General features: G+C 70.5%; 24 protein-coding genes and 1 pseudogene. 9 read left to right on the top strand and 16 right to left on the bottom strand.

The window, feature by feature from the left end; all coding sequences use genetic code 11:
- Nucleotides 1–72: 72 nt before the first annotated feature.
- The 5 genes from ACT3UN_RS08160 to ACT3UN_RS08140 all read right to left on the bottom strand — a co-directional run bounded on the left by ACT3UN_RS08160 (nucleotide 73) and on the right by ACT3UN_RS08140 (nucleotide 7,106).
- Nucleotides 73–2,931 (bottom strand): FAD/NAD(P)-binding protein, encoded by a 2,859-nt coding sequence (locus ACT3UN_RS08160; protein WP_444656879.1) that lies wholly within the window; start codon nucleotides 2,929–2,931, stop codon nucleotides 73–75.
- On the bottom strand, nucleotides 2,922–3,902 hold the full coding sequence (locus ACT3UN_RS08155) for a pyridoxal-phosphate dependent enzyme (protein WP_441582358.1): 981 nt from the start codon (nucleotides 3,900–3,902) through the stop codon (nucleotides 2,922–2,924). Before ACT3UN_RS08155 ends, ACT3UN_RS08160 begins: the two co-directional genes overlap by 10 nt.
- A 53-nt stretch (nucleotides 3,903–3,955) precedes the next feature.
- Nucleotides 3,956–5,365: a glutamate decarboxylase gene (locus tag ACT3UN_RS08150; protein WP_444656878.1), complete on the bottom strand. Its 1,410-nt coding sequence runs from the start codon at nucleotides 5,363–5,365 to the stop codon at nucleotides 3,956–3,958.
- A gap of 92 nt (nucleotides 5,366–5,457) precedes the next feature.
- A complete protein-coding gene (locus ACT3UN_RS08145; RefSeq protein ID WP_441582352.1) occupies nucleotides 5,458–6,072 on the bottom strand; it encodes an isochorismatase family cysteine hydrolase in 615 nt (204 codons plus the stop codon).
- Entirely contained in the window at nucleotides 6,069–7,106 is a 1,038-nt protein-coding gene (locus ACT3UN_RS08140) for an NADP-dependent oxidoreductase (protein ID WP_441578865.1), read from the bottom strand. Before ACT3UN_RS08140 ends, ACT3UN_RS08145 begins: the two co-directional genes overlap by 4 nt.
- 137 nt (nucleotides 7,107–7,243) lie before the next feature.
- Between ACT3UN_RS08140 and ACT3UN_RS08135 the strand changes: the two genes are divergently transcribed.
- From ACT3UN_RS08135 to trhA, 3 genes are all read left to right on the top strand, one after another.
- Nucleotides 7,244–7,834, top strand: coding sequence for a TetR/AcrR family transcriptional regulator (locus ACT3UN_RS08135; RefSeq protein ID WP_301442831.1), 591 nt, complete (start codon nucleotides 7,244–7,246; stop codon nucleotides 7,832–7,834).
- Between the two features lie 105 nt (nucleotides 7,835–7,939).
- The gene (locus ACT3UN_RS08130; protein ID WP_301442832.1) at nucleotides 7,940–8,539 is read left to right on the top strand and encodes a 1-acyl-sn-glycerol-3-phosphate acyltransferase; all 600 of its coding nucleotides are present in this window, start codon (nucleotides 7,940–7,942) and stop codon (nucleotides 8,537–8,539) included.
- Nucleotides 8,540–8,549: 10 nt separating this feature from the next.
- A complete protein-coding gene (gene trhA / locus ACT3UN_RS08125) occupies nucleotides 8,550–9,248 on the top strand; it encodes a PAQR family membrane homeostasis protein TrhA (RefSeq protein ID WP_301442833.1) in 699 nt (232 codons plus the stop codon).
- A gap of 469 nt (nucleotides 9,249–9,717) precedes the next feature.
- On the opposite strand, the gene ACT3UN_RS08120 is transcribed toward trhA, so the two are convergent.
- The 4 genes and pseudogenes from ACT3UN_RS08120 to ACT3UN_RS08105 form a co-directional block, all read right to left on the bottom strand.
- Complete coding sequence (locus tag ACT3UN_RS08120) at nucleotides 9,718–9,921, bottom strand: cold-shock protein (RefSeq protein ID WP_301443614.1); 204 nt, start codon at nucleotides 9,919–9,921, stop codon at nucleotides 9,718–9,720.
- A 202-nt stretch (nucleotides 9,922–10,123) separates the two neighbouring features.
- Nucleotides 10,124–10,690, bottom strand: coding sequence for a zinc-binding dehydrogenase (locus tag ACT3UN_RS08115; protein WP_441582357.1), 567 nt, complete (start codon nucleotides 10,688–10,690; stop codon nucleotides 10,124–10,126).
- A gap of 117 nt (nucleotides 10,691–10,807) precedes the next feature.
- A pseudogene (locus ACT3UN_RS08110) lies at nucleotides 10,808–11,156 on the bottom strand (alcohol dehydrogenase catalytic domain-containing protein); the annotation flags it as partial.
- Nucleotides 11,157–11,222: 66 nt separating this feature from the next.
- A complete protein-coding gene (locus ACT3UN_RS08105; RefSeq protein ID WP_441578863.1) occupies nucleotides 11,223–12,317 on the bottom strand; it encodes an NAD(P)-dependent alcohol dehydrogenase in 1,095 nt (364 codons plus the stop codon).
- Between the two features lie 122 nt (nucleotides 12,318–12,439).
- Here ACT3UN_RS08105 and ACT3UN_RS08100 point away from each other — a divergent pair, with 122 nt between their 5' ends.
- From ACT3UN_RS08100 to ACT3UN_RS08090, 3 genes are all read left to right on the top strand, one after another.
- On the top strand, nucleotides 12,440–13,147 hold the full coding sequence (locus tag ACT3UN_RS08100) for a YoaK family protein (protein ID WP_444656877.1): 708 nt from the start codon (nucleotides 12,440–12,442) through the stop codon (nucleotides 13,145–13,147).
- A gap of 275 nt (nucleotides 13,148–13,422) precedes the next feature.
- Nucleotides 13,423–15,000 carry a condensation domain-containing protein gene (locus ACT3UN_RS08095; protein ID WP_444656876.1) on the top strand — a complete coding sequence of 526 codons (1,578 nt, stop codon included), beginning with the start codon at nucleotides 13,423–13,425 and terminating at the stop codon, nucleotides 14,998–15,000.
- Nucleotides 15,001–15,004: 4 nt separating this feature from the next.
- A complete protein-coding gene (locus ACT3UN_RS08090; RefSeq protein ID WP_441578861.1) occupies nucleotides 15,005–16,414 on the top strand; it encodes a hypothetical protein in 1,410 nt (469 codons plus the stop codon).
- 108 nt (nucleotides 16,415–16,522) lie between these two features.
- On the opposite strand, the gene ACT3UN_RS08085 is transcribed toward ACT3UN_RS08090, so the two are convergent.
- The 3 genes from ACT3UN_RS08085 to ACT3UN_RS08075 form a co-directional block, all read right to left on the bottom strand.
- The gene (locus tag ACT3UN_RS08085) at nucleotides 16,523–16,810 is read right to left on the bottom strand and encodes a hypothetical protein (protein WP_301443958.1); all 288 of its coding nucleotides are present in this window, start codon (nucleotides 16,808–16,810) and stop codon (nucleotides 16,523–16,525) included.
- A gap of 208 nt (nucleotides 16,811–17,018) precedes the next feature.
- Nucleotides 17,019–18,305 carry a hypothetical protein gene (locus ACT3UN_RS08080; RefSeq protein WP_441582348.1) on the bottom strand — a complete coding sequence of 429 codons (1,287 nt, stop codon included), beginning with the start codon at nucleotides 18,303–18,305 and terminating at the stop codon, nucleotides 17,019–17,021.
- 2 nt (nucleotides 18,306–18,307) lie between these two features.
- Nucleotides 18,308–19,681 (bottom strand): condensation domain-containing protein, encoded by a 1,374-nt coding sequence (locus ACT3UN_RS08075; RefSeq protein ID WP_301443960.1) that lies wholly within the window; start codon nucleotides 19,679–19,681, stop codon nucleotides 18,308–18,310.
- Nucleotides 19,682–19,854: 173 nt separating this feature from the next.
- Here ACT3UN_RS08075 and ACT3UN_RS08070 point away from each other — a divergent pair, with 173 nt between their 5' ends.
- A complete protein-coding gene (locus ACT3UN_RS08070) occupies nucleotides 19,855–21,192 on the top strand; it encodes a DUF3500 domain-containing protein (RefSeq protein WP_444656875.1) in 1,338 nt (445 codons plus the stop codon).
- A 65-nt stretch (nucleotides 21,193–21,257) separates the two neighbouring features.
- Here ACT3UN_RS08070 and ACT3UN_RS08065 read toward each other — a convergent pair whose 3' ends face one another.
- From ACT3UN_RS08065 to ACT3UN_RS08050, 4 genes are all read right to left on the bottom strand, one after another.
- On the bottom strand, nucleotides 21,258–21,614 hold the full coding sequence (locus tag ACT3UN_RS08065) for a hypothetical protein (protein ID WP_441578859.1): 357 nt from the start codon (nucleotides 21,612–21,614) through the stop codon (nucleotides 21,258–21,260).
- 128 nt (nucleotides 21,615–21,742) lie between these two features.
- Nucleotides 21,743–22,522: an isocitrate lyase/PEP mutase family protein gene (locus ACT3UN_RS08060; RefSeq protein ID WP_441582344.1), complete on the bottom strand. Its 780-nt coding sequence runs from the start codon at nucleotides 22,520–22,522 to the stop codon at nucleotides 21,743–21,745.
- A gap of 9 nt (nucleotides 22,523–22,531) precedes the next feature.
- Nucleotides 22,532–23,446, bottom strand: coding sequence for a hypothetical protein (locus ACT3UN_RS08055; protein WP_301443366.1), 915 nt, complete (start codon nucleotides 23,444–23,446; stop codon nucleotides 22,532–22,534).
- 153 nt (nucleotides 23,447–23,599) lie between these two features.
- Nucleotides 23,600–24,046: a MarR family winged helix-turn-helix transcriptional regulator gene (locus ACT3UN_RS08050; RefSeq protein ID WP_301443367.1), complete on the bottom strand. Its 447-nt coding sequence runs from the start codon at nucleotides 24,044–24,046 to the stop codon at nucleotides 23,600–23,602.
- A 118-nt stretch (nucleotides 24,047–24,164) separates the two neighbouring features.
- Between ACT3UN_RS08050 and ACT3UN_RS08045 the strand changes: the two genes are divergently transcribed.
- Both ACT3UN_RS08045 and ACT3UN_RS08040 read left to right on the top strand, forming a co-directional pair.
- On the top strand, nucleotides 24,165–25,388 hold the full coding sequence (locus ACT3UN_RS08045; RefSeq protein ID WP_444656874.1) for an MFS transporter: 1,224 nt from the start codon (nucleotides 24,165–24,167) through the stop codon (nucleotides 25,386–25,388).
- Between the two features lie 20 nt (nucleotides 25,389–25,408).
- Complete coding sequence (locus tag ACT3UN_RS08040) at nucleotides 25,409–26,239, top strand: aldo/keto reductase (protein WP_441582341.1); 831 nt, start codon at nucleotides 25,409–25,411, stop codon at nucleotides 26,237–26,239.
- The last annotated feature ends 14 nt before the right edge of the window (nucleotides 26,240–26,253 follow it).

Genomic DNA, 26,253 nt, shown 5'->3' with positions numbered 1-26,253 from the left:
CAACCATCACCGCGCGCGCATTGTTCCCCTTCCATTCGGGGTGGATAGGAAGGGGGATCGGCGTTGTGTGCGTCAGCGGTCGATGTCGTCGACCCGGGCCCCATCGACTTGGGCCCCATCGCGGACCACGTTGCGTGCCAGTGGGATCTGGTGCGAGGCGCTCTCGAGGATGTGCATGAAGTAGCCGGCGGTGTTCGGGACGACCAGGGTGTCCCCCGTCGAGATCCCCTCCGGGAAACGCATCCGGCGGCGGATGATCACCTCGTCCTCGATGCAGTACGCGCCGACGAGGAAACCCTCCGCGTCGGGACCGCGTTCCGGACGGCCGGATCGACCTGTGCCAGGCGTCCGCTGCCGGACGAGCAGGGGGTCGACGAGGATGTCGTCGGAGGTGGTACGGCACTGCGTACGGTTCATCTCCACCCCGACCAAGGGGACACCGTCGCTACGGTCCTTGAGGAAGGCCACCCGTGCCAGGATCATCCCGCAACCGTCGAGCACCGCGCGCCCCGGTTCCAGGTGCAGCCGCAGGCCCCTTCGGATCAGCGCGTCGGCGACGGATCCGTCGAGCAGTCCGCGCAACCAGTCGCCGCGCACCGGCGACTGGTGGAAGGGGTAGGTGTTCGCCAGCGGGTCCGACTTCCATGTGAAGGACGCCCCGGTGCTGTCGACCATCGCGCGGCGGGCGTCCAGGAACGCCTCCCACCGGGACCCGTCGTCGAGGTAGCTCATCGGCACACCGCCACCCAGGTCGACGAATTCTGGACGGTGCCCCAGCTCCGTCGCGGCATCGGTGACCTGCAGGGCGTCGACCAGGGCGAGCCGCCGGTCCGCAGCGGAGTAACCGTGCAGGTGCACGTGCGCGCCGACGACCTCCACCGTGCCCCCAACTTCCACGAGCGCGTCCCGCCAGATCGCCGGACGTTCCCCGAAGCGGGTCGGTGGCAGACGCTCCGGGTCCGGCGACACCCGCGGGGCGATGCGCGCCCGGACCGCGGGAGCGCCGTCACCCTGCTCGCTGAGACGGCTGAGACGGCTGAGTCGGTGCAGTTCGGCCACGTTGTCCACCGACACGGTCACCGCGTTGTCCACCGCCAGTTGCAGCAGCCGGTCCGGTTTCACCGCCGCGCTGAGGATCACGCGGTCCCCGGGCACACCACGGTCGAGGACCTGGCACAGCTCGCGTTCGCTGGCGACGTCGACCCCGTGGCCGGCCCGGAGCGCGGTGTCCACGAAACACAGGGCCTTGTTCGCCTTGCGGGCGTAGAACACCCGGGTCTCCACACCGGCGTCGGCGCCGGCGTCGCGCAGCTCCGCCATGTTGCGCACCATCGGTGCGGTGCGCAGGACGTTGACCGGGGACCCGTGTTCCTCCAGCAACGCGCGGCACGCCCCGGCGTCACCCAGCAGCTCCACCATCCACGGCTCCAGCCGTGCGGGCAGCGGTACGGTCCCCTCGGCGCCGGGGTTCCCGGGACGTCGGGGGCCGTGGGCCTTGACCACACGCCGTGCCCACCGTGGCACCACGTCGTGCAGGGAACGGTTGAGGGAGTCGGCCCCGGTCAGTGACGCGTCGGCGTCCCGTCCGACCACGGAGAGGCCCGGTCGGCCCACCACCTGCCCCTCGGCGTCCACCCACCCGGTGCCGGACGACAGGGTGCCGGGGACGTCCCCGGGCGGGGCGAGGACCGCGTCCACGACCACGTCGGCCGGCGGTGTCAGCGTCCCGACCTCCGCGCGTGCCGGGGCGTGGACGATCCCGGCGTCGATGAGGGCCAGCAGCCGGGCGGCGTTGTGCGGCGGCAGCCCGAACGCCACGCGCTCCAGGGTCCGGGCCAACGCCGCGAAACCGGGCAGTGAGCTGCGTCGACCGTGGGACGTACGCCACACGATCGCGGGGTAGAGCGAGCGCCACGCGTGGCCGACGGCCCAGGCGGCGTCGGGGGTGGCGGCGCCGGTGGCGACCGCGTGGGAGCTGCGGAGCTCGGTCACGGCATCCACTCCGGTATCGGTACCTGCGATGACGCGGCGCACGAGCTCCTTGTCTTCCGTGCCCCGGGCCATGTCGAGTAGACGGTCCGCCGCGCACGCCACCGCCTCCCGCAGCTCCCCGAGGTCGCGACTCACCCGCACCCGACGCTCCTCGGCGGCCAACCCGTCCGACGGCAGCAGACCCGCCAGGGGACTGCCCGGCTCCGGCTTCACCGTCATGAACCGGCCGGTGCGGCTGAGCGGCCGGATGGCCGCAGGCTCGGACCCGCCGCGGCGGTAGACCCACCCTCCGTCGGCGGGGACAACGGAACCGCCGCGACCGAGGGTGAGCTCCAGCGCGGCGTCCACGAACGTCAACGCCGCGCCGCGCACGTCCACCACCGCGCCCGCGGCGATCCTGCGCAGCCCGTCGGGTGGATAGACCCCGACGACCGGTACGGCGGGGACGTCCCCCGACCCGACGGTCGGGGGCAGGGCCCCGGGCCAGGTCCGGGCGTGCCCGGTTGCCAGCAGCACTTCGTCGTACCCCTCCAGTTCGCCCAGGTCGGTGACCCGGGCGGCCACGATGTGCAGCGTGCACCCCGAGTCCGGTTGCCGCGTGGAGTCGAGCAGGGCCTGCCAGGACTCGGCGAAGAACCGGCCCACCAGCGACCGCGGCGGGAAAGGGTCGGCGTCGGATCCACGCCCGAACTGCCGCCGCCACCCGTCGAAACTGCCCAGGGCACTGGTGACGATGTGCGAGGACACGTTCATCGTCCAGTGGTCGGGCTGCTCCGTGCCGTAGGCCGACCCGGCGCCGGGGGCCCGGTCGTCCCACACGTCCACGGCCACCCTCACCCCGTGCGCCCGCGCCTGGTCCAGGAGCTCCTCAGCGGCCCACAGGCCCCGCGGGCCGGCCCCGATGATCGCGACCCTCAGGTCGGGAGAGTTCACCGCCATGACGGCACCACCCCGATGTGTTCGGCGACCCAGTCGTCGTCGTAGAGCGTGTCCAGGTAGGCGGTACCGAAGTCGTGCAGCACCAGCACGGTGTCCGTCCGCTGTTCCGCATCCTGGCTCCGGCCGTGTTCACGGGCACGGCCCGCAGCCGCCGCGACGACCGCGCCGCCGGACGCCCCGGGCAGGATCCCCTCCCGCCGCGCCAGCGCCCGGGCACCGGCCACCGTGTCTGCCGCGGACACCCGCACGACGTCCCCGATGTCCGTGAGCCCGGCGAGGTCCGGGACCACCCCGGCACCGAACCCTGGCAGCAGACGTTCCCCACGCCGACCGCCGTAGAGCACCGACCCCTCCGCGTCCACCGCGGTGACCCGGGTGCGCGCACCGGTCTCGCGCAGGTGCCGGACGCACCCGCCGATCGTCCCGGTGGTGCTCACCGCCACGAACAGGGCGTCCGGGGCGCGTCCGAGCTGGTCGACGATCTCCCGCATCGTCCCGGAGGAGTGCGCGTCGAACGCCGCCCGGTTGGAGTACTGGTCGAGGTTCACCGCGCCCGGGAGTTCACGGAGCAGGTCGGCGACCCGGGTGCGCCGGGCGGCGAGCCAGTCGCCGGTCGCCGGGTCCGGGGAGTCCACGTGGTGCACCGTCGCGCCCAGGGCCGTCATCACCGCCACCGTCTGGCGGTTCGCGTGCGGGTCCACCACGCAGTGGAAGTCGATGTCGTGCAGTGCGCAGTCCCTGGCCAGGGCCACGCCGAGATTGCCGGAACTGGACTCCACCACGCACCCGCCCGCCCGCACGGTGCCCGTGGACAGTGCGGAGGCGAGCAACGCGGCGGCCGTGCGGTCCTTGGCGCTGCCACTGGGGTTGAACCCCTCGAGTTTCGCCCACACCCGTGCCGTGCCGGGGAAGAGACGGTCGAGCAGGACCAGGGGGGTCCCGCCGACCGTGCCGTGGATACCTGTCGTGATGGGGAGACCTTTCGTCGACGGTCAGTTGCCACGACGCTACGCCGCGGACCGGCTCAGTGGTGGAAGCCCGGATGCGACTGCCCGGCGGCAGGGTCCGGGGCATTGAGGTGGTCGACGCAGGCACGTAGGTCACGCACCAGGAAGGACGCCAGGTCGCGGCTCATGCCGTTGCGCACCACGATGCGCTGGACGGTGACGTCGGAGAGGTCGTCGGGCATCGGGTAGGCGGGCACCTGCCAGCCCTTCATCCGCAGCCGGTCGGAGAGGTCGTAGAGCGTCCAGCCGCGTGCGGCGCCGGTGCCGGCGGCGCCCGCGAGGCGCCAGGCGAACACCGGGACGTCCTGCGCGTCGTTCCACAGGTCGAACTCCGGCATCGCCCCGATCTCCCGGGCCAGGTACCGGGCCACGTCGATGGTGTTCTGCTGGACCCGCCGGTACCCGTCCATCCCGAGCTGCAGGAACAGGTAGTACTGCAGCAGCACCTGCGCACCGGGGCGGGAGAAGTTCAGCGCGAAGGTCGGCATGTCCCCGCCGAGGTAGCTCACCCGGGAGACCAGGTCCTCCGGAAGGTCCTCGGCCCGGCGCCACACGACCCACCCGAGCCCGGGGTAGACCAGCCCGTACTTGTGGCCGGACACGTTGATCGACGCCACCCGCGGCAGCCGGAAGTCCCACTCCATCTCCGGCTGCAGGAACGGGGCGATCATGCCGCCGGACGCGGCGTCCACGTGGATGCGCACGTCCAGTCCGGTGTCCGACTCGATCCTGTCGAGTGCGGCGGTGATGTCGGCCACCGGCTCGTACATGCCCGTGTAGGTCACCCCCAGGATCGCCACCACACCGATGGTGTCCTCGTCGACGTACCGTTCCAGGTCGTGACCGTCGAGGACCTTGTGCTCCTCGCTGATCGGCACGTAGCGCGGTTCGACGTCGAAGAAGTTGCAGAACTTCTCCCAGCACACCTGCACCGCCGAGGACATCACCAGGTTCGGACGTGCGGTGGACGCGCCGGCGGCGCGGCGGCGGTGCTGCCAGCGGCGTTTCAACGCCAGTCCGCCCAGCATGCAGGCCTCGGACGAGCCCATCGTCGAGGTGCCGACGACCCCGCCCGTACCGTCTGCACTGCCCGTGCCGTCTGGGTCGGGTGCGTTCCACAGGGCGGCGATCATGCGCCAGCAGCGTTCCTCGATGTCCGCGGTGGCGGGGTACTCGTCCTTGTCGACCATGTTCTTGTCGAAGGCCTCGCGGTAGAGACGGTCGGCGTAGTCGTCCATCCACGTACCCACGAAGGTGGCCAGGTTCATCCGGGCGTTGCCGTCCAGCATGGCCTCGTCGTGGATGACCTGGTAGGCGGTCTCGGGGAGGGACTCGGACTCCGGGATGCGGTTCCGGGGGAAGCTGGTGGTCTCGCCCACACGGGCGAACAGCGGGTTGAGTTCGACCTGCGGGCGGTCCTGGGTCATGGCTGAGGTTGCCTTCCTGGCGGTGGGGCCTGCGCTCTCCCCGCCGAGGGTACGCCGGGGAAAGGGCGGGGGAGCGTGGCGCGGAAGGAGACTCAGAGCCCCTCGAGCACCTCCGCGGTCGTGGCGATGCGGTGCGCGTAGGTCGGGCCGTTGAGCCCGTGGGCGGCGTGCATCATCTCGGGGGTGAACGCCGCGGTGGCGTCGCGCACGAGGGTCACGTGGTAGCCCAGCTCCATGGCGTAGCGCCCGGTGGCCTCGATGCAGGTGTTGGCCAGCATGCCGACGAGCACCACGTGCGTCACCCCGTGCTGCTTGAGCTGAAGGTCCAGGTCGGTGTTGGCGAAGCCGTTCTGCGCCCAGTGCTCGGCGACGACCACGTCGTCCCCGCCGGGCCGGAAGTCCGGGTGGAACTCGCCGCCCCATTCACCGGCCTCGAACAGCCTCATCTCCAGGGCGGCGGCCTGGTTCGGGTTCACGAACCGCCAGTCGTGCATGTTCGTCGGCGTCCAGCGGCGGTGGGGCACGAAGACGACGGGGACGTCGCGGTGCCGCGCGGCGTCGGTGAGGGTGCGCAGGTTGTCGAGGAGGCCGACGTCCTCGGCGACGTCCTGCACCATCGGCCAGACCTTGCCTCCCTCGGAGAGGAAGTCGTTGTAGGGGTCCACGACCAGGACGGCGGTGCGTCCTGCATTGGTGTCGGTGCTCATGCTGCTTCTCCGTTTCGGGTGTTCTGGACGTTGACGAGCATCTTTCCGGTGTTGGCGCCGCGCATCATGTCGAGGAAGGCGTCGACGGTGTCGCCGATGCCGTCGACGACGGTCTCGTCCCACACGATCTCGCCGGAGCCGATCCAGCCGGCCATGCGCGTGGTGAACTCCTCGACCAGGTCGAGGTGGGCGCCCACGGTGAACCCGCCGACGGTGAGGCCGCGGGTGATGATGTTCTGCAGGTTGTCGGGGCCGGGTACGCGGTCGGTGGTGTTGTAGCCGGTGATCGCGCCGCACAGGGCGAGGCGTCCGGCGTCGTTCATCACGTCGAGCGCGGCCTCGAGGTGGTCGCCGCCGACGTTGTCGAAGAACACGTCCACCCCGTCCGGCGCGAGCGCGGGGAGCTGCTCGCGGACGGGGGCGTCGCGGTAGTTCAGCGCGGCGTCGTAGCCGTACCTCCCGGTCAGCAGGTCGACCTTCGCGTCGGTGCCGGCGGAGCCGATGACGCGTCCGGCGCCGAGCAGGCGCGCGATCTGGCCGACGGCGGTGCCCACGGCCCCGGCCGCCCCGGAGACGAAGACGGTGTCGCCCGGCTTCATCCACGCGATCCGGGTCAGACCCACGTAGGCGGTCAGCCCGGTGAGGCCGAGGATGTGCAGGTGGGCGGAGAGCGGCGCGCCGGGGATGTCGGGGACGGGCCGGAACGTGGCCGCGTCGTCCTGGATGACGTCCGTCCACCCGTGCTCGTGGAGCACCGCGGTGCCGACGGGCAGGGCGTCGGACGCCGAGGCGGTGACGCGTCCGACGGCGCCGCCGGTGGTGGTCTCGCCGAGTGCGAAGGGCGGGACGTAGCTGCGGCCCTCGTTCATCCGGCCGCGCATGTAGGGGTCGACGGAGACGAACTCGTTGGCGACGCGGACCTCGCCGGGGGCGGGGTCGGGGTAGGTGACGGTGACGGTGCGGAAGTCGTCGTGCGTGGGCCAGCCGGTCGGTCGGTGGACCAACTGGATCTGGGTGCTTGTTGCCTGCGGCATGGTTCTCCTGGTTCGGTACGCTGGTGGCGGCGGGTCCGGTGGTGTCATGTGGAGCCCGGCCAGAGTTTTAGTCCGGCCAGTACAGTATATACTGTACCGACCGGTACGCAACTGCGGAAGGATGACGAGGCCCGACGATGGGACGCCCACAGACATTCAGCACCGAGACCGCCGTGCGCGACGCGCGCGCGGTCTTCTGGCGCCACGGCTTCGACAACGCCCCGCTCCCCGAACTCGAACGCGCCACCGGCCTGGGCCGCTCCAGCATCTACCACGCCTTCGGCTCCAAACGCGGCCTGTTCGACGCCGCCGTGACCAACTACCTCGACGAGGTCATCCGCCCCAGCCTCACCCCGCTGACCGGCGAAACCGTCGCTCCGGACGCCTTCGGGCGCTACCTCGACATGCTCAAGGACGCCTTCGGCGCGCAGGACGCCGCCAGCGCGGCTGATGGTTCTGATGGGTGCCTCATCCTCAACGCCGCCACCGCCCCCATCGGCAGGGACGCGACGATGGCCCGCGTCGTCGACGACTACCGCGCCGAACTGCGCGCCGCCTACCTGCGCGGCATCCGCGCCGCCCGGCCGCAGCTGGAACCGGCCCGCCAGGAGACCCTGGCCGACGCCTGCACCGGGCTGGTGATCTCCGCGTCCGTGCTCGTCCGGGTCTCCCCGGACGCCGCCGTCACCGCGGTGGGCACCGCGCGCGATCTGCTGGACGCGGCGTAGGCGTCGCCGGGGAGCTGCTGGAGGGCCCCTGAAGGCCACCTGGAGGCCCCCTGGTAGCCCCGTCTCCACCCCGTCTCCACGCCGCTGTCGTTGTAATATGGGCCAATGATAAAACGCCTCATCGCCAGTGCGTTTTGGTTCGTCAGCAGGTGGCGGCTGGCACCCCAGCCCGCGCCTCAGCGTCCAACGATCCTCATCGGCGCACCGCACACGTCCAACTGGGACTTCATCCTCATGCTCGCCATCGCGTGGAAGCTGGGGATCAGGATGCGGTGGCTGGGCAAGACCAGCCTCTTCCACGGCTTGCGGGGCCCGGTGATGCGCGCGCTCGGGGGGATCGCCGTCGACCGGGAGTCCCCCGGCGAGGTCGTGGGGGACCTGGTCTCCCAGCTCAACGACGACAAGGGCCTGGCCATCGTCATCACGCCGGACGGCACCCGCGGTGCGCACGAGTACTGGAAGTCCGGCTTCTACCGCCTCGCCGAGCAGACCGGCCTGCCGCTCACGCTCGGCTACGTGGACCGTCCCACCATGACCACCGGCCTCGGCCCCACCTTCGAGGTCACCGGCGACGTCGCCGCCGACATGGCGAGGATCCGCGAGTTCTACCGCGACAAGTCCGGGTTCATCCCCGCCTCCCGGGTCGAGCCGCGGCTTCGTCATGAGCCGGGTCGCGAGCCGGGCAGCGGGCCAGGTGCGGTGTGAGGGGCGTGTCATGACCACCGACCCCGGTACCCCCACCCGGCGCACCGTGTTCTACCGCGGGCCGCGGCCCGTGCTGCGCGGCTACCTGCACCTGTTCGCGTTCTGGTTCTTCCTCGGCACCGGCACCAGCCTCACCGTCCTGGCGTTCGCCACCACCGGGTTCTCCTGGCTGGCCGTGGCCACCGCCGTCTACGCGCTCTGCCTCGCCGGCATGCTCGGGGTCTCCGCCCTGTACCACCGCGTGCCCTGGAAGAGCGAGGGTTCGGTGCAGGGCTGGCGGCGGGCCGACCACTCCATGATCGCCATCTTCATCGCCGGCACCTACGGGCCGATCTTCCTCGGCGCCGACGCACCGGGAAACCGGGTGCCACTCCTGGTGCTGTGCTGGGTCACGGCGATCGCCGCGGTGGCGGTCAACATCCTGTGGATCACCCACCCGCGGTGGTTGTCCGTCACGATCTACCTGGTGCTCGGGTGGATCGCCGTGTTCGGCATGAACATCCTGTGGCACGGGCTCACGGCACCGGAGCTGGTGCTCATCATCCTCGGCGGGGTGATCTACAGCGTCGGCGCGCTGGGGTACGCGCTGAAGTGGCCGACGATCAGCGAACACTGGTTCGGCTTCCACGAGGTCTTCCACGCCGGCACGATCATCGCCGCCGGCCTGCACCACATCGCCATCTGGATGATCGTGCTGAACGCCGCATAACCCGTACCCCGCGCAGGTGGGGCACGGGTTAAACGACAGAATGTGTGTCCGGGACCGGCGCTCCGCAGCAGGTCAAGCTAGAGAAAGGGAGCTCGGATAGCTCTTCGGGATCTACTGAGCCGCGGAGCTGCCATTGCTCCGACGTACCGGCCCATGGAGGCTGCGCCCGCTGACTCCGGGTAACCCGAAGCAGCTCGTCCCGAGGCTCCGGCGCAATCCCTGCATTTCGGTCCGATCACTGGCAGTGACCGGACCGAAATGCAGGGATTGCGCCGGGCAGCAGAGGCGCTAGGCCACCGCTTCCCGGGACTTGCCCCGTACGACCCGGTCGCCTGCAGGTCGAGACGGGCTGAGCGCTGGTCATGACGCGCCCGAGGCAGACACGCATTCTGACCATTAACCCTGGGGCACGCACAGGAAAACCCCGGCACCGTCGCTGAACGACGGTGCCGGGGTCGGGAAGTTCTTCCTAGACCACCGTGACGGAGACAGCGGCCGGGCCCTTGCGGCCGTCCTCGGTCTCGAAGGTGACCTTCTGGTTCTCCTCGAGGCTACGGAAACCGTTGCCCTGGATCTCCGAGTAGTGGACGAAGACGTCGGCGGAGCCGTCCTCGGGGGAGATGAAGCCGAAGCCCTTTTCGGCGTTGAACCACTTGACAGTTCCGTTGATCATGAGATCATCCTTTCTTCAGTGTCAGCGTCCGGATCATTCCGTGCGCTGGGTCGACCGAATGTTCCTGGAGGAATCAGTTCGCGTCCAAAAGACAACTTCCGTGAACTTGATTCCTTCCGGGGAACCGAAAGGGAAAAACAACTCAGAAACTGTAACCGACGTCCACACTACACCGCGGGGCCCCAGCCACCAAGGACGCCGGCTACGGCACCAGCACGATGCGTCCGGCGACCGTGCCTGCCCGCAGGTCGTCGAAGGCGCGCGCGGCGTCCTCCAGCGGGTACGTCGTGGTCTCCACGTGCAGCTTGCCCTGCTGGACCAGCGCCACCGCCTGGCGCATGTCGGCGCGGGTGCCGCCGTAGGCGCGCTCGATGTTCACGCCCCACTCGAGCGGGGACGCCGCGGTGTTGTAGCCGAACTCGCCGCCGCCGAGGCCGACGAAACGGATCGCCCCGCCCACGCCGACCACCGACAACGCCAGGTCCACGGTCGGCTGCACGCCGACGAAGTCCAGGACCACGTCCGCGCCGCGCCCGCCGGTCTCCTCCAGGATGCGTGCCGCGGCGTCGCCGTCGCTGGGCAGCGCAAGGTCCGCGCCGTGGGAGGCGGCGTACTCCACCTTGGACGCGTCGGTGTCCAGGGCGATGATCCGGGCACCGGTCGTGGCCGCGAGGATCTGCAGGCCCACGTGACCCAGCCCGCCGAGACCGATGGTGACCACCGTGGCGCCACCCACGAGCCGGTCACGGATGCTGTTGACCGCGTGCATCGGGGTCAACGCCGCGTCCGCCAGCGGGGCGGACGTGGTCGGGTCCAGGTCGCCCAGCGGGTCGAGGTGGTGGGTCTTCACCGCGATGTACTCGGCCATGCCGCCAGGGGAGCCGATGCCGGGGGACACCGGGGCCATCGCGCCGCGCGGGTTCGCCACCTCGCACTCGTTGTCGCGTCCGGCGAGGCACTTGTTGCACTCGCCGCAGCTCAGGACCAGGGCCACCAGGGCACTGTCGCCCTTCTCCCAGCCGGTGACGGCCTCGCCGGTCTTCTACTACACCGGCCACCTCGTGGCCCAGGGTGGCGCCGATCAGCGGGCTGTCGTCGGTGCCGATGATGTGCAGGTCGGAGTGGCAGAGTCCGGCCCCGGACACCTTCAGCAGGACCTCGTCGGCCTGGATCTCCGGCACCGGCCGGTCCTGGACCTCGACGGTGTCCTTGGCGGTGAATGTCACTGCACGCATGGGTGCTCCTTCTTCTCGTACTTCTGGTTCTTCAGGGTTATTCAGGTGCGGTATCTGGAATCGGTCTCAGGGCATTGTCAGCACGGCCTTGACGGTCTTTCCGTTGACGGTGTCCTCGATGGCCTGGTCGATCTGCTCGAAGGGGTAGGTGGTGACCAGCTCGTCGAAGGGGAACCGACCTGCCTTGTACAGCTCCACCAGGTGCGGGATGAACACCTGGGGGACGGAGTCGCCCTCGATGGCGCCGATGATCTGCTTGCCGGACGCCGAGATGCGCTCGAGGTCGATCATCGCCCCCGGCTTCGGCGCGCCGATGAGCGCGATCCTCGCGCCGAAGGACGTGGAGTCGATGAGCTGGGAGACCACACCCGGCACGGCGGTGGTGTCCAGCGCGTAGTCCGCCCCGCCACCGGTGATCTCCAGGATCTTCTCGACCGGGTCCTCGTTCTTCGAGTTGATGGTGTGCGTGGCACCCAGCCGACGGGCGAACTCCAGACGCTCGTCGATGATGTCGACGGCGATGATGGTCGTGGCCCCGGCGACGCTGGCCGCCATGATCCCGGCCAGCCCCACCGCGCCGGTGCCGGTGACCACGATCGACTCGCCCGCGGGCACGTTCAGCGTGTTCAGGACGGACCCCGCGCCGGTCTGGATGCCGCAGCCCAGCGGGCCGGCGATCTCCACCGGTGCCCCCTCGGGCAGCACGACCACGTTCTTCTCCGAGGCGATCGCGTGCGTGGCGAAGGACGACTGGCCGAAGAAGCTGCCGTGCACCCCGTCGTCCTCGAACGTGGTCGAGCCGTCCTCACGGGCGCCGCCGAAGTTCAGGAAGGTGAAGTTCAGGCAGTAGGCCTCCCGTCCGCTCCGGCAGTTGCGGCAGTGGCCGCAGGCCGCATACGACATCGCCACGGCGTCGCCCACCTTCACGCCGAGGACGGCGTCCCCGACCTCCTCCACGATCCCGGCGCCCTCGTGGCCCAGGACGATGGGGTACGGGCTCTCGATGTCACCCTGCCTCACGGCGATGTCGGTGTGGCACAGCCCCACCGAGGTGACCTTGACGAGGATCTCGTCGGGGCGCAGGTCCCCGAGCGTGAGATTCTCGAAAGTGAACGGCTCATCGACTCCACGGACGACTGCAGCCTGAACTGGTGTTGACATGATCTACGACCTGTTCTCTCTCACGGGTTTAACTTATGCCTCCAGGGTAGACCCGTTCAGGAGATCGCGGTGCGGTAGTCTCGGCGGCTCCGCTCAACCGACCCCTCACGGAAAGTCCCCGCATGCCTCCACGCAACCCGGCCCTCGGCCCGTACCACGACCGTCGCGAGATGAACCTCGGCATCGTCCTCGCCGGACTTGCCGGGGCCATGGGCGCGGCCGCCTGGCTGCACAGCTCCGGCTGGTACGTGACCTTCATGACCGGAAACACCGAGCGCATGATCCTGGAGCACTTCAAGGGCAACCACCTGCTCGGCCTCGGCGCGCTGGCCACGGTGGTGGCGTTCCTGGTGGGCGTCATGGTCGCCACGTTCGCCCGCATCTACTGGTGGACGAAGTCCCGGCACGCCGCGACGTTGGTCACCATGGTCGCCGCGTACGTCGCCTGGTTGTTCGACGTCCTCACCGACGAGGCCGGTGCGTCCTTCGGTGTGGTGCCGATCCTGTCGCTGGCCTTCGGGCTGGGCGCGTTGAACACCTCCATCAGCCGCGGTAACCAGGTGGCGATGCCGCTGTCGTACGTGACCGGCACGCTGGTGAAGATGGGCCAGGGGTTCGCCCTGCACCTGTCCGGGGTGCAGCGGTGGGTGTGGGTCGCCCAGCTGGTGACCTACGCCGGCTTCCTCGTGGGCATCGTGCTCGGCGGGGCGGTGTTCCACTCCATCGGCACGCACAACTCCCTGGCCGCTCTGGCAGTGATCACCACGGTGATCGCCGCGGTGACCTGGAAGCTCGACCACCCGCGTTTCGCCGCGAAGGACGCCGCCTGAAGCGACGACCCCGCGTTGCGTGCAGGATCCGCTCGGATCGTGGCACGCGACGACCGGATCTGGCACGGCGCGCGGGGTACGCCCGGACGTCACGCCGGACGCCGCGCCGGACGCTGTGGCATCGGTCACGTACCGGCGTTCACCAGCTGCGCGCCGCGCGCGTCCGTGCTATCAAAGAGATCCACGTCAAGAGCAAGCACAGACAGCACAGACGGCACCGATCGTGCCCCGTCTCCCTTCCGTCCCTCACCTCTGCCCCCGGAAAGGACCCTGCCATGGAGTACACCGAACTCGCGGCGTACCGGCTGCACGCCGGACATGTCACGACCTGGACCCCCACAGCGACGACCTCCACCGCCGATTCAGGCGACGCCTGGGCCGTGGACCCCCGCCCCCTGTCCTGCAACCACGAGGCGCACGTCGCCGAGGCGCTCGCCGCCGGCCCCGCCGCGAACCCTGCCGCGAACCCCGCCGCGTCTGACACCTCGTCCGACGCCTCCGACCCCCGCGGCGACAACTGGATCGGCACCGCCTTCCGCATCCACCACACCTTCGACGCCGAGGTCTTCGCCGCCACCCTGCGTGCGTGGATGGTCCGCCACGAGGCCTACCGCACCACCGCCGTGGCGGGCACCGTCGGCGACTCCGCGGTGGAGGACCCCGCCCTGCACCGCAGGACGCTGCCCGCCGACGCCGTCGACGTGACGTCCCGCAGCGTCGGACACCTGGCGGACGCGGCGAGCGTGCGCGAGGTCCTCGAACGGCACTTCGCCACCGAGGTCTCCGCCCTGCAGTGGCCGCACCTGACCGTGGCGACCGTCGGACCGGACGCCGAGGCGCCGGACGACTCCCTCGGCAGCCAGGACGGCCCCTGGTTCACCGTCGTCTTCGCCGCCGACCACGCGGTGATGGACGCCTACACCCAGATCGTCTCCATCGCCGAGCTGCGTGAGATCTACGCCGCCGAGCTCGCCGGACGTTGCCCCGAGCTGCCGCTCGCCGGCTCGCACGTGGACTACAGCCGCGTCGAGCGCGAACTGGCCGACGAGCTCACCGTGGAGCACCCCGTGGTGCAGCGGTGGCGCGACTTCCTGGGACGCTGCGACGGCACGCCGCCGGCGCTGGCGCTCGCCGCGACGCCTGCGGCGCCCGAAGCGTCCGGCGCCCCTGAGCCCCTGCAGGTCAGCACGTCCGTCTGGCTGCTCGGCGAGGTCGACGCCACGGTCTTCGGCCAGCTCGCCAAGAGCTACGGCGGCAGCCAGGTCACCGGCCTGCTCGCCGCGCTGAAGGTCGCCGTCGCGCGCGCCGACCGCACCGGTGTCTGCGGCGACGCGCTGCGCTACGTGATGCCGATGCACACCCGCACCTCCCCGGAGTTCGCCCTGTCCGCCGGCTGGTTCGTGGGGCTGATGCCGGTGGAGGACCCGATGCCGCGCGGTGCGGACTTCTCCGAGGCCGTCGCCGCCACCACCGCGGCGGTGAAGGCCAACCGTGACGTGGTCGCCCACCCGTACCCGCGCGTCGCCGAGCTGCTCGGCGTCACCCGCCCGCCGCGGTTCGTGGTGTCCTACGTGGACACCCGCTTCATCCCCGGCGCCGACGACTGGACGCCCCACGACAGGACGCTGCGCGCCGTCGCCCGCAGCGCCAGCGACGTCTACGTGTGGGTGGTGCGCACCCGCGCCGGGGTGAACATCTCCATGCGCTACCCGGACGACCGGGTGACCCGCGAGGCCGTGCGCGCCCTGATCGCCGAGTACTTCGCCGTGCTGCACAGCGTGGTCGACACCGGCGACGCCTCCTCGGAGCCCTTCGAGGTACCGACGACCCCCGTGGCAGTGTCGGAGGGCTGAGCCGGTGGAGCGTCTGACCGCCGACGACCACCTCTTCGTGGTCATGGAGCAGGTGACGGGCATGCCCGTGCTGCCTCAGGTGATCTGGCGGATCGGCGCGGCTGGTAATACTGAGGCGTCCGGCAACACTGGTGCGGTGCTCGACCACGTCGCCGACGTCGGACGTCACCTGCGCGCCGGACGCCTCTCCCGCCTGGTCACCCGCACCCGCGGCCCGGTGCGAGACCGTTGGACCTTCACCCCCGAGGCCGGACGCGTGCACGTCGAGCGTGACCCGCTGGCCCCCGACGCCGTCACCGGGTGGCTCGACGACCGGCTCACCACCGGCATCGACAGCGTGCACGGCCCCGCCTGGGAACTGTGCGCCCGACCCACCACCGACGGTGACGTGGTCGTCTCCCTGGTGCGCAGTCACGTCGTCGCCGACGGCGCCGCGCTGATCAGCGCCGTCACCGAGGCCGTGACCGGCACACAGCACGCCGCCGGGTCCCGCCGCGCGCCCGGCGACACACTGCGCGACGCCCTCTCCCTCACCCGCGCCGCAGGACGCGCCGCGGTGGGCCTGCTGCGCGGCGGCAGCGGTGCCGTGCCCGCTGCGTCCGGCGCCGTTCCCGACGCTCCAGTGGACATGGTGGGGGACGGCCCCGCCGTGGTGCCCACCGTGGCGGTGCGGGTGGACACCGCACGCTTCGACGAGGTCGCCGCGGCGGTCGACGGGACGTCCAACACGCTGTTCCAGGCCGTGACCCTCGGCGTGCTCGCCGGCTCCGGGCGGGTGGGTGAGGGGGACGCCGTGCCCGTCGCCGTGCCGATGTCGGTGCGTGGTGTCGGCCCGGCTGATCCGGCTGATCCTGCTGATTCAGGCGTTGACCTGCGTGCCAACGTCACCACCGGGGCGACGGTGCACACCACCGTGGACCCAGGACGCTACCGTGACCTGCGTCCGCTGCGCGAGGCGGCGAAGGTGGCCTACCGACAGGTCGGTGACCGGGCGGAACAAGGCGGCCTGGACCGCGTGGCGGCGATGGCGCAGCTCGCGCAGGTGCTGCCGGACGCCGTGGTGCGTCGGGCCGCGGCAGGGTCCAGCACCCCGCTGTGCCTCGCGTCGAACCTCGGCGAGCCCGACGCCGCCTTCGCTCGCCTGGGACTGGACTCCGGACTGGACTCCGGGTCAACTGCTACCTGTGACGTGGCCCTGCGTTCCGTGATCCGGGCGGACTCCGCCCGGGAACTCGCGGCGCGACGGGGCGGGATCAGCGCCTGGGCGGTGCGCAACGGGGACACGCTGTCGTTGTCCTTCACCTCCCTGGACCCGGTCCACGTCCGCGACACCGAGCATCTGCTCGACCTGGTGGCCGGGGAGCTGGACCGGTGGGGTCTGCGCTGGGGCAGCGACGTGGTGCGGTGGCTGTAGCCGGCGTCATTCCCGGGGGAACTTGTCTCAGTACCGGAGTACTCGAGCGCCCTTGACAACGATCTTCGCAGATCACCCCGGCCCTGTCCGGAAGGATCGGATTGTTGTCTATCCCTGCGGCCGTCGCTGAATGCCGGAGCTGCCATCTCCGACAGTTGACGTCTTTTCTCCCTTGATCAGGGCGAGTTGAACGACTGTTGTCAGGAACGCGGCAGGTACCACGAACCAGATGGGGTAGTAGTGCAGTGTTCCTGCTATCCCCTGGTCGCTCACAATCGCGCCCACAATGACGGACATGACCGCCAAGGTCATCGAAGAGATTATGATCCGTCGAGGTGTAAGGCATTTTTCAAACATTGAGGATCCCTTCTTGGCAGGTTGCCCCAGTTCTTCCACCAGCTGTCCTTATCGTGGACCAGAACATTGTTGTCCTCGACCGGGCCGTGGGAAACAGGTGTTTCCGTCATACGGCATCGCCGATATGGATCCAATTGTACGATGCCGTACTTTTGTACTTCAGCAACGCTATCGCGAGGTCGGGGGGCCTGCAACCGGTGGGGTATTTCAGAGACAGGAGAACGAACGCCCGAGTTTGGGTGGGTTCTTATCCAGCTGGTCGGTTGGCTCGCAGGGCCTCTTGTAGTGCTCCGAATACCCCGTCCATCGCGCGGCGAGCTTCCGGGGTGTCCGGGTACTTCGCGCGCAGGTCCAGGCCCGCGTCTGAGCGGGAGAACCACAGCTGCACCGTGTCCGTAGGCGAGGACGAGGACACGTAGCGCGCCCCCTCCGGCAGCAGGGGAGCATCACCGGCACTGCCGCCACCGTTCCCGTCACGGAAGTCCATGTAGGAGACCATCGGCACCACACCGTCCGGCAGGGTGGGGGCGAGCTGCTCCATCATCGTCTCCAGGGGCAGGCCGGCCACGGTCACCGCGTCGCGCAGCCACCCCAGGGTGGCGTCCACATCACCGGCACTGGCGACGACCGGGGCATTGCCGACCATCCACCCGACCACGTCGTGGCGCGGATCGGCGCGCCGGCCGCGGGTGTGCACGGGGATCACCGTGGCGAACTCGGACGCACCGGTCACCGGTTCCAACGCCCCGGCCAGCGCGGTGAGCACCACGGCGAAGGTCCGGGCGTCCAGCTGCCCGGTGAGCTCGGGGGCGTCGAGCAGGTGGCGGACGTCGTGCACGGGCTCCACCGGCTCCACCAGCCCAGTCACCCCGAGGTCGACGGGGAAGGCGGGGACGCGTCCGGCGGTGGTGCCGAGGAAACCGCGCCACACGTCCAACGCCGCGTCCGGGTCGGAGGTCTCGGCGGGCGCAGTGTCGAGGTAGGACGGCCCGGGGCCGAGGGGACGCCCGGTGAGTTCGCCGTGGATGCGGCGCAGCAGGAGCCACACGCTGAGCATGTCGGCGTGGAAGTGGTCCACGCCGACCACCAGCTCCCCGCCGCACAGGGCGAGGAACAGGCCGGGCACCGCGCCGGGCCGGCAGCGCTCGGCCATCAGCGCCTCGAGCGCGCCGGGCACCGGGACGTCCTGCGTGGTGGGGCCCACGGTGACGCTCACGGCGTCCGGCGCGTAGGCCTGCTGCCGGTCCCCGCGGGCGACGCTGCGCAGCGCGTCCGCCCCGGCGATCACCGCGCGCACGGCCTCCGCCACGTCGGACGCAACAGCACCGGACGCTGCACCGGACGCTGCATCGGACGGCACGGGCAGGGTGCCGCCGATCCACGTGGAGCGTCCGGACGCCGCGGCGGCGGCCAGGTGGTTGCGCTGGTTGAAGGTGAGCGGTGCGCCCGTGCCGCCCGGCTCACCGCGCCAGTCGACGCGCAGTTCGGTGAACGGTCCGGTCAGGGCGACGTGGTCGAGGTAGGTGACGTGCATCGTTACCGTGCGCTCTCCACGGCCGCCTCGGCGAGTACCTCGCGCAGGGTGGCCACGTAGGTGCGCACGGACTCCCGGGCGGTGGGGTTGTCCGGCGCCTGGCAGGAGAGCCCGAGGCCGGCGTCGTTGCGGGAGATCCACAGGTTGGCGTTGGCGGTGCGGCCGACGCCGGTGAACAGGCGCACGTCCGCGTCGGCGGGCTCGTCGAACCAGCCGAGGTCGAGGTAGGTCACCATCTGCGGGCTGCCCATCACCGACGCGTCGACCTGCCCGGTGCCGATCAGGTGCCCCAGCGAGGCGTGCACCGGCTCGTCGAGGGCCTCCTTCATGCGCGCCTGCGCGGCCGCGGCGTCCGGCAGGACGGCAGCCACACCACCGGCAGCTACGGGGAAGGACAGCGGCGTGAAGTTGCAGAACCAGCCCTGCGAGTGGGCGTAGGTCCGCCCGCGCGTGGCCGCGACGACCACCGTCGCGTAGCGGTCCTGCCCGGTCAGCCGTGCGTGCGCGACCCCGAGCGCGGCGTAGAGCACGGTGCTGAAGCTGACCTGGTGGGCCCGCGCGAGGTCGCGCAGCCGGGCGGTGGTGTCCCGGTCGGCCAGGATCCCGTCGGACGCCCACCCGACCGCCGGCTGCGGTACCCCGTCGACGACGCCGGTGGGCAGCGGGAACCCGGGGACCCGTCCGTCGGTGAGGGCGAACATGTCGCGCCACGCGCGCACGCCGGGGGAGTCGTCGTGCACGGTCGCGGCGCGGGCGTACTCGTCGCGCACGTAGTCCAAAAAGCTCGGGGTGGTATCCGGCGTGGCCCCGTCGTAGCGTTCGATGAGCTCCAGGATGCCCGTCATCTGCGAGAGCCCGTCGCCGGAGGCGTGGTCCAGGGCGAACAGCAGGTCGAAGGACGCCGCGTCCTCCCGCGCCACCGTGGCCACCACCAGCGCCGGGACGTGGTCGAAGACCGCGGTGGACGCCAGCAGCTCGGTGATCGCGTCGGTGGGCACGCCGGGGACGTCGGTGGCGACGAGGTCGACCGCCGCGGCGGGCAGCGTCCTGCGTTCGATCGGTTCCTGCGGTGCGTCGCCGGCGACGGACAACCCCGAACGCAGCCCCTCGTGCGCGGCGACGAAGGCGTTGACCGCCCGCGTCATGCGCACCGCGTCCGGCACGCCGGGCAGCGTGGCCACCGAACAGGTGTAGGCGTGGTGCGTGCGGCCCTGCCCGCGTGCCGCGAGCACGCCGCGCACGTGGTCGGACTGCAGGAACGACGCCGGCGTCGGGTCGTCCTGCGCCGTGGTCGCCTCGTCCTTCATGGCCGCGGACGGCAGCCACGTGGTGACGGTGCCCTCCGGCACCCAGTCGCGCGCGTCGATGATCCTCATTCGTGCGACTATAGGACACCGCGCCAGGCGGTACCGGGTGATACCACGAGCGTGGTATCGCAGTGTCCACGACAGGGGGATGTGGGCGGGTGCGGGATCGACGAACATGGTGGACACGACATCGGGCAGCAGCCCGCCCCGCCCGAGAACCCGCCCCCCACAGGAGGACCACCATGACCACCCCCACCACACGCCGCACGAGGATGCGCCGCCACACCGCCTGGATCACCGCGACCCTCATGTCCGCCGGCCTCGTGCTCGGCGCCTGCTCCACCGAGGACGCCTCCACCAGCGCCTCGGGCAGTTCCTCTGCCACCGCGAACACGTCCGTGAGCACGGCGAGCAGCTCCACCGACGCCTCGAGCACCGACGCCGACTCCACCTCCGGCACCATCTCGGACACCGCCACCGCCGCCGAGGCCTTCCTCGACACCCTGTCCGACGAGGAGCGCGAGACCGTGCTCTACGACTACGACGACGAGACCAAGACCACCTCCTGGTCCAACTTCCCGGTCACCTTCGTCGACCGTGCCGGACTCAACCTCACCGACCTCACCGAGGAACAGCAGACCGCCGCACTGGCCGTGCTGGAGAACCTGCTCAGCGACGAGGCCTACGAGACCGTCTCCGGCATCATGGGCGGCGACGAGTACCTGCTCGAGAACAGCGACTCCACCGAGGACTCCCTCGGCCAGTACTACATCGCCTTCTTCGGCGACCCCTCCGACACCAGCGCCTTCGAGGTCCAGTTCGGCGGCCACCACCTGGGCATCAACGCCACCCTGGACGGCTCGACGGACTCGATCACCTTCGCCCCCACGCACCTCGGCGTGCAGCCGGCCGTGTACAAGGACGAGGACGGCAACGAGGTCCAGCCCTTCGACGGCATCTACGCCGACGCCTTCGCCTTCTACGACAGCCTCACCGAGGAACAGCAGGAGACGCTGACCTCCGGCGACGTGAGCATGTGCGCCCCCGGCGACACCTGCGACTTCGAGTCCGGCGAAGGACTCACCGGCGCCGACCTCACCGACGAGCAGAAGGAACTCCTGCTCGACCTGATCGCGAACTGGTCCGAGATGGCCGACGACGAGAGCAACGCCACCACCCGCGCCGAGATCGAGGCCACCCTCGACGACACGGTGATCGCCTGGTCCGGTGAGACGACCTACGACATGAGCACCGGCGACGGCATCTCGTTCTCGATCTCCGGCCCGAACGTCTACGTCGCCCTGGAGGCCCAGCAGGGTTCCGCCGGCGCCGACGTCGACGGGGTCAGCACCTCCGGCTGGGGCCACGTGCACACCATCTACCGCGACCCGTCCAACGACTACGCCGGCAGCGTGGAGCAGCAGGAGGCCAGCGGCATGAGCGGTGGCCCCGGCGGCGACATGGATGACATGGGTGGCGAGCCGCCGAGCGGCGCGCCGGGCCAGTCGGACTCCAGCGACCCCAGCGACTCCAGCGACTCCAGCGACTCCAGCGACACTGACGCGGCCGACGCCGCGTAGTAGTCGCCGCCCCGCCCGGCGAACCCCCGCGTGCCGTGCCGGATGCGCTTCGTCGAACTGTGTTCCTACCGGCTCGTCGAAAGGCGCCGGGAGATCATCTGAGTGCCGCTCGACAGGAGGATTCCGGCCGCGATGATCGGAATGTACGCGGTCAGTATGCCGTCCCTGTTGTTGGCGACGTAGATGAATCCGGCGATGAAGGCGAGTGCGGACACTGCCAGGATCGTCATCACTACAGCGCTGGACAGACTGCGCGTCGCGGCGGTGGTCACAAAAGCAATCGCCCCCACCAGCACGCCCCAGATACCGATGACAAACGCCTGTGGGGAGCTGGACGCAAACGGAAGCCCGACGATCAGGCAGACAAAGCCAACCACGATGAAGGATAGTTCCACCGTGGGGGAGAGTTTCGCTTTTTTCACACCGGACTCCATGCGTAATCGATGCCTACCGCAGTTCGTTGAGGAAACTGCCGCAGACCGTGGTCATATGCGAATGGGGTGCATTGTTGCATACGACGTGGCCGCTGTCGCGGGCGAAGGCGGGGTAGTTACCCGCGCCAGCCGTTCAGGAGCTCGCCGGCGGTGTCGGCGAGCGCGGCCTGCAGCAGCGGCCCGAAGGAGATGCGTCCCACCCCGGCCCGCGCGGCGTCCGCGAGGCTCATCGCCCCGGGGATTGCCCCGTCCCGCGGGTGGGCGGTGACGTTGAGCGGCACGCTGACCTGGTCGAGGATCTGCGTGAGGACGTCCTGCGACGGGATCTTCACCGGGTAGAGCGAGTCCGCGCCGGCGTCCTGCATCAGGCGCAGGCGGGTGAGCGCGTCGTCGAGGAGTGCGGCGTCCTCACCATCCTTCGTGAAGGCGTCGGTGCGGCCGTTGATGACGAGGTGGACGTCCTGCGCGTCGGCGGCGGCGCGCACCGCGGCGATGTAGGCGGCGTGCTCCTCGGGGCTGCGGTAGCGGTCCTCGGTGTGGACGGTGTCCTCGATGTTCACGCCGACGGCGCCGGCGTCCAGCACGTTGCGGACGAGTTCGGCGGGCTGCAGGCCGAGGCCGGACTCCACGTCGACGGACACCGGGACGTCGACGGCGCCGGTGATGCGCGCGACGGCCTGGAAGTAGAGGTCGACGGGGGTGTTCTCCCCGTCGTCGTAGCCGAGGGAGTCGGCCACGGGGTGGGAGCCGACGGTCAGTCCGGTGAAGCCGGCGTCCTCGGCGAGGCGGGCGCTCCAGGCGTCCCAGACGGTGGGGAGGACGACGGGGGCGTCGTCGTGGTGGAGGTCGAGGAGGCGGGTGGCCTTCCGGGCGAGTTCTGCGGTGGTGTTCGACATGACGCCACGCTACGCCGATGGTGGGCCGGTACGGCGCTCCAGCTCGGTGACCCTCGCGCGAAACGCCTGCGCGGCGCGGGACGCCGGGGCGTGCAGCGCCGCCGCGACGTCCTGCCGGACGGCGTCCGTCCGCACGTTCTGCCGGACGCTCCACTCCCGCTTCGTGCGTTCGGAGCGGCGGTGGTTGCGGATCGCCACGACCCCGATACCGATGCCGATCAGGACAGGCACCCACACCTTGGAGTACTCCGCGAGGATCCCGATCCACCACGGTGCGTCCCAGCTCGGCAGGCTCGGCAGGGTGATGTCCGGCCACGGGATCGATGGCAGCTTGATGTCCGGCCACGGGATGGACGGGAGGGTGATGTCCCAGTCCGGCAGGAACTGCGACACCCACCGCCAGAGCCGGCGTAGCAGCCCCACCACCAGGGGGCCGAGCACGATGACGCCGAGCGCCCAGCCACCCTTACCCACCCCGGCGAGCAGCGGGTACGCCCAGCGTTTCACCCGGGAGCGGTCCATGGCGTCCTGTCGTTTCGCCGCGCGCGACCCGGCCGGGGCGTCGAGCTGGACGACGGTGTCGCGGGAGCGGAGGGTGACGGTGCGCACCCAGGAGTCCGCCCAGTTCGACTCGATCTCCAGCATAGGTTTGAGGACGGTCTCCTGGTGCCCGTATTCGCCGGGCGCCGGGCGCTTGTCCGGGTCGGCGACGGTCTTCTCCGAGATATCGATCTTGGTGTTGTTCAGGGACTTTCGACGCGCGACGACCACGCCGTCGACCCGCACGAGAAGCCGGGGAGAGTCCGAGGTGCTCTTGCCCTGCGGGAAGTGCGGGTCTAGGGCGCGAAGCTGAGTCTCCGGGCCGGTGGATACCTCGATGCGCCCCAGTGAGGGGTGGGTGATGCGCCAGGTTTCTACAGTCATTGGGCACTGACTGTATCGCGGACGGTGACGCCCTTCAGGGTCACACCAACCCCGCGTCGCGTGCCGGATTCGGTCCTCCCGCGCCAGGGATCGACCGGATCCTGTACGCGACGCGGGGTCGCCGCTCGCGCCGGACGCACCCCGCGCGCCGCGCTACCGGAAGTTGCCGGCGTGCAGCGCGTCGGCGAGCGGGGCGAGCTCCGGGACGTCGGAGGCGGCGTCCAGCGCGTCCTCCAGCGTGCGGTCGTGGGTGGGGCGGGCGGCGTTGAGCAGGTCGCGTCCGTCGTCGGTGAGTTCGGTGTAGATGCCGCGGCGGTCGTCGTCGCAGAGGATGCGACGCAGCAGGCCGCGGCTCTCCAGGCGGCTGACCAGGCGTGTTGTGGCGCTGGGGGAGAGGGCGGCGGCGCGGGCGAGCTGGGCCATGCGCATGTGCCAGCCGTCCTGCCGGTCGAGGGAGTCCATGACGGCGAACTCGACGACGGACAGGTCGTGGCCGTCCTTCAGCGCGCGTTCCAGGGAGGTGTCGATCGCGCTGTGCAGGGCCGCGAGGGTGCGCCAGCCGCGGGTGCGGACCTCGACGGCGTCGTCGGAGATGCTCATGGACCCCACTATAGCCGACTTGCGCGCATATACCGCGTGTGCAACTATCTAGAACATTGCGCGTGCAACTAATGCACGCACAACTACTGCAGACGCAACAACATGAAAGGACCCCGCCATGCCCGCAGCCCTCTACGCGCTGGCCCTCGGAGGATTCGGCATCGGCCTCACCGAATTCGTGATCATGGGACTGCTGCCCGAGGTCGCCGCCGACTTCGGCGTCACCGACACCACCGCCGGCTACCTGATCTCCGGCTACGCACTCTCCGTCGCCGTCGGCGGCATCATCCTCACCGTGGCGCTGCGTCGCATGGAACGCCGCACCGCCCTGCTCGGCCTGCTCGTCCTGTTCATCGTGGGAAACATGATGTCCGCCCTCGCCCCGACCTACGGCCTCATGCTGGCAGGACGCGTCGTCGCCGCATTGTGCCACGGTGCCTTCTTCGGCATCGGCGCCGTCGTCGCCGCCGACCTGGTCACCCCGGTCCGCCGTGCCGGCGCGATCTCGATGATGTTCGCCGGCCTCACCGTAGCCAACGTCGCCGGCGTCCCCCTGGGCACCTTCATCGGCCAGGCCTTCGGCTGGCGCGCCACGTTCTGGGCCATCACCGCCGTCGGCCTCGTCGCCTTCGCCGCGATCGCCGCGCTGGTGCCGGCGTCGCCTGCGCCGTCCGCTGCGTCCGGAGGCGGTTCCGTGCGCGGGGAGTTCGCGATCTTCCGTTCCGGCCAGGTCTGGCTGTCGATGGCGGTCACGGTGCTCGGCTACGGCGGCATGTTCGGAGCCTTCACCTACATCGCCTTCACCCTCACCGAGGTCTCCGGGTTCTCCCCGGCGACGGTGCCGTGGCTGCTCGTCCTCTTCGGGGTCGGCCTGTTCGTCGGCAACCTCGCGGGAGGACGCGCCGCCGACCGCAATCTCGGCGCGACCCTCGCCGTCCTGCTCGGCGTGCTCACGGTGATCCTCGTGGGCTTCGCGCTCACCGCCACCAGCCAGGTCGCCACCGTCGTCGCGCTGGTGCTGATGGGCGGGGTCGGGTTCGCCACCGTGCCCGGCCTGCAGATGCGCATCATGAACCACGCGTCGGACGCCCCGACGTTGGCGTCGGGGGCGAACATCGCCGCCTTCAACGTCGGCAACGCCGTCGGCGCATGGCTCTCGGGCCTGGCCCTGGCCGCCGGCCTGGGCTACACCTCGCCGCTGTGGGTCGGCGCGGCCGTCACGGCGGCGGGCCTGGCCCTGTTCGTCGTGGCGTCCCGCGCCCGTGGCGGCGAGTTCGCACGGACGCCGGGCGGTGCCGCTGCGACCGACGCCACTGTTCCCGCCGACCCCGCACACGTCTAACCCATCTCAAGGAGAACACCATGATCCCCACCATCACCCTCAACGACGGCACCGCCATGCCTCAGCTCGGCTTCGGCGTCTTCCAGGTGCCCGACGACGGCGCGCACCGCGCCGTCGCCACCGCCCTGGAGACCGGCTACCGCAGCATCGACACCGCCGCGGTCTACGGCAACGAGGCCGGCGTCGGACGCGCCGTCGCAGCGTCCGGCTTCCCCCGCGAGGAACTCTTCGTCACCACGAAGCTCTGGCTCGACGGCCTGTCGCGAGACGGCGTGCGTCCCGCACTGGAGGCCAGCCTCGAACGACTCGGCCTGGACCAGGTCGACCTGTTCCTCATCCACTGGCCCGCACCGGCCACCGACGACTACCTGGCGGCCTGGGAGGGCATGCGGGAGGTGCGCGACGCCGGGCTCACCCGCTCGGTCGGGGTCTCGAACTTCCTGCCCGAGCACCTGCGGCGACTGGTCGAACGGGATGACTCCAGCGGGACGGTGCCCTCGGTCAACCAGGTCGAGCTGCACCCCGCGCTGCAGAACCGCGACACCGTCGCCGCCGACGCGGCCCACGGCATCGTCACCGAGGCGTGGAGTCCGCTCGGGCAGGGCGCGGCGCTCGCCGACCCCGTCGTCACCGACATCGCCGCCGCCCACGGTGCCACCGCCGCGCAGGTCGTCCTGGCGTGGCACCTGCAGCAGGGGCGCGTGGTGATCCCCAAGTCCGTCACCCCGGCCCGTATCGCGGAGAACCTCGCGGCCACCGACGTCCACCTCACGGCGTCCGACCTCGCCCGCATCGACGCCCTGGACCGGGGCATGCGCACCGGGCCACACCCGGCCGAGTTCAACGGATAACAGGTATCGTTTCG

This window comes from Corynebacterium sp. AOP12-C2-36, from assembly GCF_052379185.1.
In the GTDB taxonomy this organism is placed as follows: domain Bacteria; phylum Actinomycetota; class Actinomycetes; order Mycobacteriales; family Mycobacteriaceae; genus Corynebacterium.
The sequence above is the reverse complement of the archived record's forward strand: the minus strand, read 5'-3'. Positions and strand labels throughout refer to the sequence as shown.